The sequence below is a fragment of the Patescibacteria group bacterium genome (assembly GCA_041667185.1).
Taxonomy (GTDB): Bacteria; Patescibacteriota; Patescibacteriia; order SG8-24; family SG8-24; genus JBAYFM01.
Window position 1 is genome coordinate 1 of sequence record JBAYFM010000007.1, and the last position, 12464, is coordinate 12464.

Below are 12464 nucleotides of genomic sequence, written 5' to 3' on the forward strand. Positions count from 1 at the left end.
ATCTCGGCCAGCAGCACCACGTAATTCTTGCCGTAATGCTTGGCGCAGGCCGGGCAGGTGGTGTAGAAGAACAGCGTCCGCTTCGCTTTCTTGCCCTTGCTGGCGACGAACTTCTCCATCTCTTTCATCCAGTTTCCCATCTCTTTGAACGGACCCTCGAAAACCTTGGCGAGAAAAGTTCCAGACAAGCGGACCATCTTGGATCCGGGGACTTCCTTGGCGACGGCAATGTAGACGTCGGCTCCCCAAAGTGAGTTCTCGTCGGTCACCATGACCGATTCCGAAGCCAGCGCATCGGCCGCGGCGATCTTCTCCATGTTGCGGACCATGACCTGGCCGAAATTCAGCGGGATATGCAGGAAGCTCCGCACCCGATCCTGGACGAAAAGTTTGTCCTGCCAGACGATCTCCCGGCCATCCCAGGGCGCGGGGTCGAAACGCTCGCAACAGCCTGTCTCCGCCCGTTCGTTGAGTTTGTCCATATTATAAAGAATCCCGGTAAGACGTCATTTGACGATCGAGACTTTGCACTCACCGGTGTCGTAGTAGTCCTGAGCCGCGCATTCGACACCGTTGATCTTGCAAGTGCCGGCCTGGCCCGCCTTGGCGCTCTTCACTGCCTCGTGGCCGGTGATGGCGCAATAGATATCCGCCGGTTCCGCGAGTCCCTTCAGATCAACGCCGCCGATCGCGCACTCCCCGCGAAACATCGCCCACTCCTCGCACTGCTTGCCGTCCGGAAAGACGCAGACGCCATACTGGCCGCCAGTCTTCTCGGCGATCTGCAGCGCGCCGCCGGAGGAGACGCAATTGGTCGAAGCCTGATTAGCGACCTTCAGCATGGCTTTCTCGCTGGTCTTCAGGATCTCGTCCCTCTTCTGGATCGCGAGATCGTAGACACTCGAGGAGAGCGTGACGACCGATTGGGACAGTTCGGCCATGGTCAAATTCTGCCGACTGACCAGGGCGCCCAGGATGACCACGCAGACGGTCAGGACCAGGATGATGAATGATTGAAATCTTTCACGATTCATAACGAGGCTTGGCGAATTGCTTAGGCCTTGATTTTATCATGAACGGACGACGCGGGCGAGCGGCCGCGGCGAACAAGACGGGCACACAACTGAAACGCCGCTTCACGGGAAGCGGCGCCTTTTTATTGATCATCGCGGTCGAAAACCAACCTACTCTGACTTCTTGGCGGCCGCGGCAGCGTTCTTGAAACCGGTGTAGGCCTGCATTATTTCGAGCGGCACCGTGAACACTATCGTATTGGACGCGTCGGAAGAGATATCGTTGATGGAATTAAGCGTCCGGAGATGCAGGGCGCCGGGCGTCTCCGCGAGCACCCGCGCAGCCTTGGCCAAATTCTCCGCAGCCAAAGCCTCGCCCTCGGCGTTGATGATGACCGCTCGTCGCTCGCGCTCGGCCTCGGCCTGCTTGGCGATGGTCCGGACCATATCGGTCGGCAGGTTGATATCCTTAAGCTCGACCGAGGTCACCTCGACGCCCCAGCCAATGGTCGCGGCATCGACGCTCTTCTCGATCTTGTCGGAGATCACCATCCGCTGCGAGAGCAATTCGTCGAGCGTCACCTCGCCGGCGATGTTGCGCATGGTCGTCTGCGCCAGCTGCAGCACGGCGTAATAGACGTTCTCGACCTCGATCACGGCCTTGGCCGCGTCGATCACCTTATAATAGATGACCGCGTTGATCTTGGCCGAGACGTTATCCTTGGTGATCGCGTCCTGCGACGGCACATCAACGGCCTTGAGCCGCATATCGATCTTGCGCATCGACTGAAAGACCGGAATGATGACGCGCCAGCCCGGTCCGACAATGCCCGAAAACCGGCCCATGGTGAACTTGACGCCGCGTTCGTACTGATTGACCTGCTTGAGGGTCATCAGGAACAAGATGACCGCGCCGACGATCCAGGGAAGATAGCCCATATTTTCGATCTTAGATGATGATTAACCACCGTCAGGATACCATCGCGCGAAAACGCCAACAAGCGGCCGCTGGCGGCGGATCCGCGAGGCGAATAAAAAAACGCTCCGGAAGATCTCCGGAGCGTTCGGCTGACAAAAGGCCTCACTTCGACGCGGCAGACTTGCGCAGCTTCGCGAGACGGCGATCGATGACCGCCGCGACCTCGTCGGGCGTAAGACAGCTACCCACCTCGCGCGGCGAACCGCCGATGGTGTCGCTGCCGCCCCAGCGATGCTTCGCTTCCGAACCGAGGCCTTCAGCCTTGTTCAGATCATCGTACAGCTTCGGGATCGGGAACAGAATGAACTGGGACAATCGACCGATGGTGTAATGCCGGCGATCCGCGGACTCCGCGATGATCGACACGAAGGCTTTGACCTTGTTCTCGGCCATGCCGATGCGCGCCGCTTCGCCGCGTTCGCGCACCATGACCCAGCCGTCGTGTTCGGACACGACGTCGTAGTCCGTGTCGACATCAACCTCGGTCGAACCGTTGAACAGCGTCAGCCGGATCCGCCGGTGCATCTCCTTGACGATGGTCTCCATGCCTTTAGCATCGAGTTCGCGGAGTTTACCGTTCGCCCGCGCCTTGGTATAGGGACGCATAATCCAGTTGAGCTGCTTCATGAGATGCAGCCGCTTGCGGGTCGGATACAGGCCGCCGGACATGTCCATCAGGTCCTCGATGCGGACCAGGTGCTTGAGTTTGGGACGGTCAACCTGTTCCGGATGCAGCAGGATGTAGGTCGCGAGTGCCACATCCTGATCGCAATCGTTCAGGTACAGCGTCGCGCACGGCCGGCCGTTCTCGTCGACGAAACCGTCGAACAAACCGAGCTTCACGAGCAGCATAGCCTGCAGACAGCTCGAGCGCGTCGCGATCCGATCCACGCCTTCGTGATGATTGATGTTCAACACGATGCGATCCTGGTCGAACTGCGGACCACCCTTGCAAAAACCGTCAACTGCGATGCTGCGCGGCGGATAGTCCCTGAAGTCTTCCCAGGAGACTTCCTTGCCCGGCGCGAAGATCATCTTGATCTGTGATGCCATGGTTGTCTCCTCCTGGTCTGAAAAGTTGTAAAGTACGCGCAAAAATACCCAAAGAACCAACGGCGCACCTTAGCATGAAATGGCCGCCTGGTCAATGACCGGCCGGGAAAACCCGATGCTTGTTCTGGCCTAAAACCAATGCTATACTGTTTCTGAATTAAGCGAAGAATATCCGCAAATATGGCCCTCACCATCTCGCTCAAAGGACAGCGCCGCGGCGATGACGAAGAGCTCGTGCTTTTCCCCGAAGCCGCCGCGACCGAGAACTCGGCTCCCGACCGATCCTGGACCAATGAACAGGGCGAGGGGCAGCTGGCGGTCGACGTCTCGGAGAACGCCAAAGAGATCGTCATCCGCTCAACCATCGCCGGCGTCAAACCGGAGGATCTCGAGGTCTCCATCCACAACGACATGCTCACGATCCGCGGCAGCCGCCACGCGCACACCGACGAGTCCGGCACGCGTTATCTGGTCCGCGAATGCCACTGGGGAAGTTTCTCGCGCAGCCTGATCCTGCCCGCCGAGATCGACGCGGACAAGATCGCCGCCGAACTGAAGAACGGCATCCTGACCATCAAGCTGCCGAAAGTCGAACGCCTGAAGAAGATCAATATCAAATGATGTTCAGGGAGCGGAACCGATCCGGGAACAGACCCGCGCCGCGAACCCTCCCCCGCTGAACCGCTATGACCGCGAGCGAACACCGATCCGCCTCCCGAACAACCAAACACCGCCGCTCGGCATCATCGCGCTTCGCGAGATACGCGGCGCTTTTCGCGCTCCTGCTGGTCATCGCCGGAGTCTGGATCCTCGGACTCGTGGCGGCTCCGGCGGACGACAAGATCGCGCCGGGCGTGTCCATCAATTCCGTGGACGTCGGCGGCCTGACCTCGATCGAAGCCAAGCAACTGCTCGCGTCCAAGATCGCCGCGCTCCGGCTGAACTACGGCATCCGCGGCCAGCGTTTCGCGCTGCTGGCGGTCGAACCGAACCGCGCCGATCGCCAGCCGATCGCCAGCTTTGGCATCGACGACGCCATCATCCAGGCTTATGCCGTCGGCCGCGAGACCGAACCGGTCCAAGCAGCCCTGAACAAGATCAGCGCCTACTTCCTCGGACACGCGTTCGAATTAGCCGTCAAACTGGACCAAGACACTTTGAACGAGGAGCTCGCCCGGGCTTTTGCCGAGACCGTCAAACCGGCCAATGACGCCAGACTCTCCATCAGACTCGACGGCGCCGAACCGCTGGTGACCGTCGAACCAGAAACGGCCGGCGAGACCATCGATGGGGAGCGCGCTTACCGCGAAACTCTGGAACGCCTGAGCGAATTATCAAACGCGGTCATCGTCCTGAAAATCCGCTCCGACCAGCCGACTGTCACCGTCGGCGACATCGAGCCGCTGCGCGACCAGATCGCCGCTGCCCTGGAACACGCGCCGCTCCGCCTCAAGGCCAAAGAAGAGACCTGGACCGTTTCCCGGCAACTTGCCGCCGACTGGATCAGCGCCGTGACCGATCCGGCCGCGGGCCAGGGTTCCGCGGTCAGACTCGGACTCGATCGGACCAAGGTCGCGAAATACCTCGAAACCCGCGGCGGAGGCTTGCGCACTGAACCAAAGAATGCCGCTTTCGAGATGTCCGCCGCCGGTCGCGTGGCCGTCTTCGAGCCCGGCCTCGACGGCGAAGAGATCGACCCCGAGGCCTCGATTATCCTGATCGAAACCCGGCTGTTCGGCGCCGACGAAGCTGCTGTGAGCCCCGACGCCCTGATCCTGCCGTTCCGCGCGGTCCCGCCGCGGATCACCACGGCCGCCGCCAACCCCTTCGGCATCAAGGAGATCATCGGAGTCGGCGATTCCAATTTCAAGAACAGCCCGACCAACCGCCGAACCAACATCAAGGTCGGCGCGGATTCCCTGAACGGCATCATCATTCCGGCCGGCGAAGAATTCTCCCTGCTCCAGGCGCTCGGCCCCATCGACGGCGAGCACGGCTACCTGCAGGAACTGGTCATCAAACAGGACAAGACCGTGAAAGAATACGGCGGCGGGCTCTGCCAGATCGGCACGACCACTTTCCGCGCCGTGATGAACGCCGGCCTGCCGGTCACGATGCGGCAGAACCATTCCTATCGCGTCCCCTACTACGAACGCGACGGCGCAGGAAACTACATGGGGCCGGGCAAAGACGCCACCATCTACGATCCCTGGCCGGACTTCAGATTCCGGAACGACACCGGCAACACCGTCCTGCTCATGACCGCGATCGACGGCAACCGGGTGACCTTCACGCTCTGGGGCGTCCTCGACGGGCGGAAAGCCGAGCAGGGTCCGGTCAAGGTCTGGAACGAAGTGCCGCCGCCGGAAAAGAAGCTTATCGAAACGACCGATCTGAAACCCGGCCAGACCAAATGCACGGAGAGTCCGCATCCCGGAGCCGACACTTCTTTCACTTATACCGTCACGTCCTCGAACGGCGAAGTGAAAAAAACCGACTTCAAGAGCCACTACCGCCCCTGGGGCGAGGTCTGCCTTGTCGGCATCGACCCGAACGCGCCGCCGGCCGCGAATACCGCGCCAAGCCTGCCATCGATCGACGCCGCCGGGGCCGCGGGGAATTGATGGGGAAGGAAATCGGAGAGTGCAGGAGTGCAGGAGAGACGGAGCCACGTCGTTCGCGAACGACGTGGCGGAGAGACGATGAAATATCCTAAAAGTGCGACCATAACAAAAGCGGGGGCCTGACGCTCCCGCTTTCATGATATATATCATTCTTTCGCCCTCATCTTTCACCGACTACCGTATTCTTTCACGGCAATCAAAAACACCTCAGGGAGTCGCGCTCAAGAAGATTATACTGAGGTGTCACTGAGTCGAAACCCGGTGTACCCTCGGCGTAACCCCCATGCTTGTCGTGAGCGCGATTCTCTGAGGTGTTGGTCAAAGATCTCTGCTGACTTCGTAACGTTGTAGATTAGCAGAAGATGCCCCGCGTGTCAAGGGTCTGAATGCCTAATTGTCAATCAATTTAGCGAAAAAATATGCTTAAACATGGCAATCAAGGCTAAAATCAACGGCTGTCGTGTCAACTGATCGGGTGACAAAAATCGGGAGAAGTCATAAAAGAGACGGAGTCAGGGAGAGGCGGAGTGACGGAGCCATGTCGTTCGCGAACGACGCATCTCCATCTCTCCCTGATCCAATGAACGAGAGAGTGCGGGAGTGAAGGAGTTGGGGAGACCCGACAAAAACTCCCGCACTCCTGCACTCTCAAACTTCCCTACTCCGTCTCTTCCTCAACCCCCGCCACGATTGACATGGCGGCCTTTTTATGATATATTGCTGGGTCGAGTTCTTTCACAAGCTTGAGGCGGTGCCGGACAAAAAACTCGCGGGTAGCGGGGCCTTCCAAGGTCGTCCGGGTCAGTGCAGGTTCGACTCCTGCTGCCGCCTCCAAATCCTTCCATCATCTTCGCCAAGAAGACCGAGGAGGTCTCATGATGAAACCATTGACGCTGCCGCGCGGCGAAACGCCGCAGAGCGCCTATGAGCTCGCCATGTCGAGCCAGTCATTTTTCCTCGCGGCGCAGATCGCCCTGCAGTTCAAACTCGGCGGTGACAAGATCCGCCGGGCCGCCAAACTGGCGATCCGCCGTTATTTGGACCACGGTCACCCGGATATGGCGCTGAATACGATGGCCATCTTCGGTGTTCAAGACCGGCTCGCGGCATCCAATGAACGATGCTCGCTGTTGCCGAACTGATATGATACTAGTGCGAACTGAAACCCTGAACCTGCTGCAAGAAAGAATGGAGACATCTCATGCATCCCATCATCCTGCCAGTCCAAAGTGATGAGAACCTGAAGGTCTTCGCTTACCCCGAAGGTGGCGGAATCAAGATCGGCCTGCGTGAAGGCGGTTACCTGAACGTCGGACTGTTCCGGGCGGCCTATCACAAGAAAGAGAGCATCGGCCAGACGCTCACGAGCGGACCAGTAACGGCCCAAGTGATCGCGCGCGGCGACGGGATCGAACTCGTCGTGACCATCAAGCTGCCGCACGGCACGATCATCGAGCGGACCATCTCGCCCGCCGTCTGCGACGAGCTCGCTGAGCGCGTCAGTCAGGCCGACATGCTGCTTTACTCCTACGTCTACGACGACTCGGCGGATGTCGACCACAGCGTCCCGAAACCCCTGCCGCTGGAGCAGGCCGTTATCGACACTGTCGAAAAGGAGTGATCTCGAACTTTCGAAGACGAGACACCAAGATCCCTGCTGCGCTTGCAGCGGGGGTCTTTTCATTTTCCGCGCCAGCCGAGGGAGGCCACATTGCCAAAACCCGCGGCCTAGGATTAACTGGGAGTGCTCTTTATAACCCCAGAACCCCGGAGGTCGGCCATGGCCGGACACCATCATCATGACCACGACGGCACGGCTCGGACCGTGGCCGTGAATCTGACCGTCAACGCGACGCTCACGCTGGCCAAGTGGCTGGCCTATTTCCTAACCGGCTCGCCGTCGCTTTTCGGCGAAGCAGCCCATTCGACCGCCGACTCGCTGAATCCGATCCTGCTCTGGTTCGGCCTGCGCCGCGGCCGCCTGCCCAAGGACGCCGCCCATCCGCTCGGCCACGGCCGCGAGACCTTCTTCTGGTCGCTCATCGCGGCCGAGATGATGCTGCTCCTGGGCGCAGGACTGACCGCCTACCACGGGCTCAAGACCATCATCACCGGCGACCGCCCCGATTACTCTCCCTGGTCGCTCGGCATCATGGGTTTCGCGCTCTGCGCCGAAGGCTTCACCCTGTTCCTGTCCTGGAAAAAGATCCGGCAGGAACGCGGCGCGACCCTCGCGGCCAAGATCCGCGGCACGAGCGACACCGTGACGCTCGGCATCCTGATTGAGAACGGCGTGGACGCGCTCGCGGTGCTCCTGGCTTTCCTGGGCTTCGGCCTGTTCGCGCTGACCGGCCAACCGCTCTGGGACGCGGGCTTCTCGCTCGCGATCGCCGCGCTGCTCGCGACCTCCTCGCTCTTTCTCATCAACCGCAACCGGTCGCTGCTCGTCGGCGAGACCGCGCGGCCGGAGACCGTCGCCAGGATCATCCTGATCGCGGCCGTTCACCCGGCGGTCGACGTGGTCGTCGCCGCGACGGCGGTCATGCTCGACGCCGACCGGGTCCACTGCCATCTGCAGCTCAGGCTCAAGACTGACGGCTTCGTCTGGCGCTGGTGCTCCGGCCCGGCCGCGAGACCCTATCTCGCCGGCGACCCGGTGACCTGGACGCTCGACCAGCTGACCAAGGAACTCGCGTCAGTCCGATCCGCGATCAGATCCTCCGTACCGGAAGTCGCTTCGGTCGACATCGAGATCGTCCGCTGACAACAAAACGCTCCCCCTCGGGAGCGTTTTTTTCGCCTCTATCGGCGGGTCGCGGTCGTCCAGCCTCAGAAGATCTTGTCGATGATGCCGTATTTCAGCGCTTCCGGCGCGCTCATGAAATAATCACGGTCCGTGTCCTTCTCCACCTTGGCGAAAGCCTGGCCGGTACTGTCGGCCAGAATGCGATTCAATTGGTCCTTCATCTTCAGGATGCGCTCGGCGCGGATCTTGATGTCCGTGGCCTGGCCTTCGGCGCCGCCCATGACCTGGTGGATCATGATCTCGGCGTTCGGCAAGGCGAAACGTTTGCCCTTGGTGCCGGCGGCCAAAAGGACCGCTGCCATGGAAGCCGCCATGCCGACGCAGATCGTCGCCACGTCCGGCTTGATATAACGCATGGTGTCGTAAATGGCGAGACCGGCGGTGACCGAACCGCCCGGACTGTTGATGTAGATCTTGATGTCCTTGGTCTTGTCCTGGGACTCGAGGAACAGGAGCTGGGCGATGACGATGTTGGCCGTATCCTCGCTGATCATGTCGCCGAGGAAGATGATCCGGTCCTTGAGCAGGCGGGAGTAGATGTCGTAAGCGCGTTCGCCGTAGGTCGTCTTTTCGATGACCGTCGGGATGAGGATCTGGGAACTCAGCTCGTAGGGATTTTTAGGCATAATAAATAGGCTATTTAGCGCTTTCATTATATAGGCGGTCGCCCCGGCTGGCAAACCCCGACCAAACCGATAAAAAATCGCCGGGTTGACGTTCCCGGACCGTCTGCTAAGGTGCGGACACTGTTCCTTGTCAACGAGACGTGCGAAAGGGGTACGAAATGCGCACTTCGATGTCGATATCTTCGTCTTATCTGGCGGCGTTCTGTCTTTTCATTTGTCTGCCCGCCTGCGCTTTCCGGCAACACGGCCCCGAGGTCTTCAAAATCCAAGAGAACCGGCAGGCGACCTACCGCCTGGACAGCCCGTTCAATGGGCATGGTTCCGGCGTGGTCGTGAGCCGCGAAGGACACGTTCTCACGGCGGCCCACGTCGCCGTGGCCGGCGATCTCGAGATCACCATCGAAGAGGGCGGTGGCATCATCCAGACCTACCCCGCTGAACTCATCAGCCTCGATCCTGATCACGACCTGGCCGTCGTCAAGATCGACCGGCATTTCGACCATCCGGCCGTTCTCGAAGATCCGGCCGTTGTTCACCCGGGCGATGAAGTCTACAACGTCGGCTATCCCTACAGTTTCGGGGAAATGGTCGGCCGCGGTTACGTCCAAAAATTGGACTACGGCCTGACCAAAGATGACGGTACCGTAGTTATCCAAGACGCGATCCTGGTAGACATGCCTGATGGTCCCGGAACTTCCGGCTCCGGCATCTTCCTGGCCCGCTCCGGCAAACTCATCGGCGTGATGAGCATGGCCTTCTGGATGAGCAACGGCGACATCCCACCGACCGTGACCCGCGTCCTAGCCTCGGTCGAGTACGCCCGCAAACTACTCGAATCCAGCGGCGTCCAATATCTGACTTCCGCTGACGCGCCCCGAGATGGCGAAGTCCTGGCTTACGATACCGACCTGAAGATTACCGTCCAGGCAGCTCCACTGGCCAAGCACTGACTCAAACGGCTCCCCTCGGAGCCGTTTTTTCTTAAGTTGCGATCCTAGATAGAGACGGGAATCCAAAAAACGGGGACCGCGGTCCCCGTCCTTTTGACTCCGTCACGTCGTTCGCGAACGACGTGGCTTCGTCTCTCCATGACTCCGTCTCTCATATAACTCCCCTCCCACTACTCCACTCGCCAGCAATTCTCCCCCTCGCAGATTTTTCCCGGTACAGAAAACCCGGCCGCTTTGCGGTGTCCGCCACCACCCAAGGCCTTGGCCACCGACGACACATCAACATCAGCCGCGGCGCGGAAACTCCCCCGCACCTGGCCGCCCGGACCCTCTTTGAGGACCAGTACAACCCCCGCGTCGAGGATGCTGCCGAGCAGATTATACAGATCGTCCGTGGCCTCCTGTGCCTTGCCTGGTTCGAAGTCCGACAGGAAAAGCGCGGTCGAAGCGATGTCGAGCCGCTTATCGTGCTTGAGCCGCGCCATGGCCGTGCCATACAACCGAAGAGACGACAGAGGGCGGCTGCGAAAAACGCGTTCCGTGATCAGGTTGGCGTCGGCCCCGCGGCGCAGCAAGTCGGAAGCCGCTTCCAGCGCAGAACGATTCGTCGCGGAATTGGAGAAAGCGGTCGTATCATAATAGATGCCCGTCAACAGACAGGTGGCGATGTCTTCGCTTATTTCAGCGTTGATATGCCTCAGGAAACGATAAAATACCTCACTGGCAGAGGAAGCCTGCGGGTCGACGACATTGATATCGCCGTAACGGTCGTTCACCAGATGATGATCGAATCCGATGAGCCGCGTCCGGGCCGGACGACTGGCGATCAGGTCGACCACGCCAGTCTGATTCAGGCCGCCGCAGTCGAAAACGACGCACAAGTCATGATCCGCGGCGAAAACAGATGTGTCAGTCGTGAACTTCTCGGCGCCGGCCAAAAAGCTATATTTCTCCGGCACGGGATCCGCGCAATAGACCGCGACCTCGATCCCCTGTTCCAGGCAATAATTGACGAATGCCGAAGACGAACCCAAAGCGTCGCCATCCGGACGCTGATGAGTGACCGCGAGTATCTTCTTGGCCCGAGCCAGCGCTTCCCGAGCGCTATCGAATGAAAATCTGATATCCATATGGGAATGGACTAATGTATCCTTTACCCCAATGACGGTCAAGGGGCGGCTGCGGATTGACTTTTGGATCGGTTCGGTTATAATGCGATGTTCTTTCACATCAGATCAAGAGGAGTCGAATCATGGGAAAATACGAACGAGCCGGACAGTATGGCATCAACTGGGATGACATCCTGCGCAAAGAATACGTCTCTCGTCTGGCCGCCGCGCCATTCTTCGAAGAAGCCGGCTCGCTGCTCATGAGCGCCGGACTCATCTGGCAAGGACGCCTCGGCGCCGGCCGCATCCGCGGCCAAGAACTCACGACACTGGGCTACACGCTCCGAGAGGCCGGCCGCAACTGGCGGCACGGCGCTCTCAGCTGGTCGCCGCCGCCGGAATGGGAGTCGTGCTACAGCCATCTGTTGGCCGAATTCCGCGATCACCGATCCTTCAGCACCGACCGCCGGAACAGCGATCAGTCGCCCCGCCGGCACCCGCAAGCCGCCCGCACGCTCGTGGCGGCCACGATCGCGCTCGTCCAGGACCAGCTGCCGGTCATCGGCGCCACCGGACGTCACCTCTATCGCGACGACGAGGTCAAAAAATGCGAGGATCTGCTCGAGACCCTCGGCGAACATCCGGCCTCCGAACAGCCCGACCTGCCGCTCACGCAAGCCCGGATCGATCTCCTCGGCCTGCGCGCCGCGTACCGGACCTGCGAAGGCTTGTGCTGCTCGGTCGGTACGATCTGGATCTACGCCCAAACCCAAAAGGAATCCTCGGACAGGGAACCCGCCACGAAGCTGTGGTATACCCGAGGCGAAGCGTTCCGCGAACTGGCCAAGGCAGCCTACCTGCGTTTCGCCGCGGGACAACCCGAAAGCATCCGGGACTCGCTGCTCGACGCCCGCGACGACGCCATCGCCTACGGCTACGACGAACGCCACTACGCCAGCCGCGACGAGATCGCGGTGAGCGAAAAGCTGGCCGAAGCGCTCATCGACGTCCTGTTACAACTCACAGGCGAACGCTATGGCCGCGAAGCCGCCGCGGACGCTGCCAACATCATGCGGATACAGGCATTGCCGGCCGCGGAAAGCTCAGATAAGCAGCTGACGCCGCCGCCCAAACAACTGGCTGAACCCAAAAAATAAGCTCAAGGACCGCCTCGCGGTCCTTTTTTTCGCCTCCATCACGTCGCTCGCGAGTGACGTGACTCCGTCAAAAATCTCTGGCCCAGGGCCAGAGATAGATCAATATAAGCGAATCCCCTGCACCCCGCACTACCTAGTGCTGGGGAA

13 protein-coding genes are annotated in these 12464 nt (G+C 60.2%); 7 read left to right on the top strand and 6 right to left on the bottom strand.

Annotated features, from left to right (window positions below; genetic code table 11):
- The 4 genes from WCT10_03175 to WCT10_03190 form a co-directional block, all read right to left on the bottom strand.
- Positions 1–482: hydrolase (locus tag WCT10_03175; protein MFA6603822.1), on the bottom strand; the 482-nt coding region annotated here is incomplete at its 3' end.
- A gap of 24 nt (positions 483–506) precedes the next feature.
- Positions 507–1034 carry a DUF333 domain-containing protein gene (locus tag WCT10_03180; protein ID MFA6603823.1) on the bottom strand — a complete coding sequence of 176 codons (528 nt, stop codon included), beginning with the start codon at positions 1032–1034 and terminating at the stop codon, positions 507–509.
- A gap of 150 nt (positions 1035–1184) precedes the next feature.
- Positions 1185–1952: a slipin family protein gene (locus tag WCT10_03185; GenBank protein ID MFA6603824.1), complete on the bottom strand. Its 768-nt coding sequence runs from the start codon at positions 1950–1952 to the stop codon at positions 1185–1187.
- Positions 1953–2094: 142 nt separating this feature from the next.
- Complete coding sequence (locus WCT10_03190; GenBank protein MFA6603825.1) at positions 2095–3045, bottom strand: hypothetical protein; 951 nt, start codon at positions 3043–3045, stop codon at positions 2095–2097.
- A 180-nt stretch (positions 3046–3225) separates the two neighbouring features.
- Here WCT10_03190 and WCT10_03195 point away from each other — a divergent pair, with 180 nt between their 5' ends.
- From WCT10_03195 to WCT10_03215, 5 genes are all read left to right on the top strand, one after another.
- On the top strand, positions 3226–3666 hold the full coding sequence (locus WCT10_03195; protein MFA6603826.1) for an Hsp20/alpha crystallin family protein: 441 nt from the start codon (positions 3226–3228) through the stop codon (positions 3664–3666).
- A 65-nt stretch (positions 3667–3731) separates the two neighbouring features.
- Positions 3732–5669, top strand: a complete 1938-nt coding sequence (locus WCT10_03200; protein ID MFA6603827.1) for a VanW family protein — start codon at positions 3732–3734, stop codon at positions 5667–5669.
- Positions 5670–6544: 875 nt separating this feature from the next.
- Entirely contained in the window at positions 6545–6811 is a 267-nt protein-coding gene (locus tag WCT10_03205; protein ID MFA6603828.1) for a hypothetical protein, read from the top strand.
- Positions 6812–6870: 59 nt separating this feature from the next.
- The gene (locus tag WCT10_03210; GenBank protein ID MFA6603829.1) at positions 6871–7290 is read left to right on the top strand and encodes a hypothetical protein; all 420 of its coding nucleotides are present in this window, start codon (positions 6871–6873) and stop codon (positions 7288–7290) included.
- Between the two features lie 159 nt (positions 7291–7449).
- On the top strand, positions 7450–8433 hold the full coding sequence (locus tag WCT10_03215; GenBank protein MFA6603830.1) for a cation diffusion facilitator family transporter: 984 nt from the start codon (positions 7450–7452) through the stop codon (positions 8431–8433).
- A gap of 65 nt (positions 8434–8498) precedes the next feature.
- On the opposite strand, the gene clpP is transcribed toward WCT10_03215, so the two are convergent.
- Complete coding sequence (gene clpP / locus WCT10_03220; protein MFA6603831.1) at positions 8499–9101, bottom strand: ATP-dependent Clp endopeptidase proteolytic subunit ClpP; 603 nt, start codon at positions 9099–9101, stop codon at positions 8499–8501.
- Positions 9102–9271: 170 nt separating this feature from the next.
- On the opposite strand from clpP, the gene WCT10_03225 reads away from it, so the two are divergent.
- Complete coding sequence (locus tag WCT10_03225) at positions 9272–10051, top strand: serine protease (GenBank protein MFA6603832.1); 780 nt, start codon at positions 9272–9274, stop codon at positions 10049–10051.
- 170 nt (positions 10052–10221) lie between these two features.
- Here WCT10_03225 and WCT10_03230 read toward each other — a convergent pair whose 3' ends face one another.
- Entirely contained in the window at positions 10222–11181 is a 960-nt protein-coding gene (locus WCT10_03230) for a bifunctional oligoribonuclease/PAP phosphatase NrnA (GenBank protein ID MFA6603833.1), read from the bottom strand.
- A 122-nt stretch (positions 11182–11303) separates the two neighbouring features.
- Between WCT10_03230 and WCT10_03235 the strand changes: the two genes are divergently transcribed.
- Complete coding sequence (locus tag WCT10_03235) at positions 11304–12317, top strand: hypothetical protein (protein MFA6603834.1); 1014 nt, start codon at positions 11304–11306, stop codon at positions 12315–12317.
- Positions 12318–12464: the final 147 nt, after the last annotated feature.

Coding starts and splice junctions, on each gene's coding strand:
- WCT10_03180 (MFA6603823.1), bottom strand. CDS start 1,034: ATGAATCGTGAAAGATTTCAATCATTCATCATCCTGGTCCTGACCGTC.
- WCT10_03185 (MFA6603824.1), bottom strand. CDS start 1,952: ATGGGCTATCTTCCCTGGATCGTCGGCGCGGTCATCTTGTTCCTGATG.
- WCT10_03190 (MFA6603825.1), bottom strand. CDS start 3,045: ATGGCATCACAGATCAAGATGATCTTCGCGCCGGGCAAGGAAGTCTCC.
- WCT10_03195 (MFA6603826.1), top strand. CDS start 3,226: ATGGCCCTCACCATCTCGCTCAAAGGACAGCGCCGCGGCGATGACGAA.
- WCT10_03200 (MFA6603827.1), top strand. CDS start 3,732: ATGACCGCGAGCGAACACCGATCCGCCTCCCGAACAACCAAACACCGC.
- WCT10_03205 (MFA6603828.1), top strand. CDS start 6,545: ATGATGAAACCATTGACGCTGCCGCGCGGCGAAACGCCGCAGAGCGCC.
- WCT10_03210 (MFA6603829.1), top strand. CDS start 6,871: ATGCATCCCATCATCCTGCCAGTCCAAAGTGATGAGAACCTGAAGGTC.
- WCT10_03215 (MFA6603830.1), top strand. CDS start 7,450: ATGGCCGGACACCATCATCATGACCACGACGGCACGGCTCGGACCGTG.
- clpP (MFA6603831.1), bottom strand. CDS start 9,101: ATGCCTAAAAATCCCTACGAGCTGAGTTCCCAGATCCTCATCCCGACG.
- WCT10_03225 (MFA6603832.1), top strand. CDS start 9,272: ATGTCGATATCTTCGTCTTATCTGGCGGCGTTCTGTCTTTTCATTTGT.
- WCT10_03230 (MFA6603833.1), bottom strand. CDS start 11,181: ATGGATATCAGATTTTCATTCGATAGCGCTCGGGAAGCGCTGGCTCGG.
- WCT10_03235 (MFA6603834.1), top strand. CDS start 11,304: ATGGGAAAATACGAACGAGCCGGACAGTATGGCATCAACTGGGATGAC.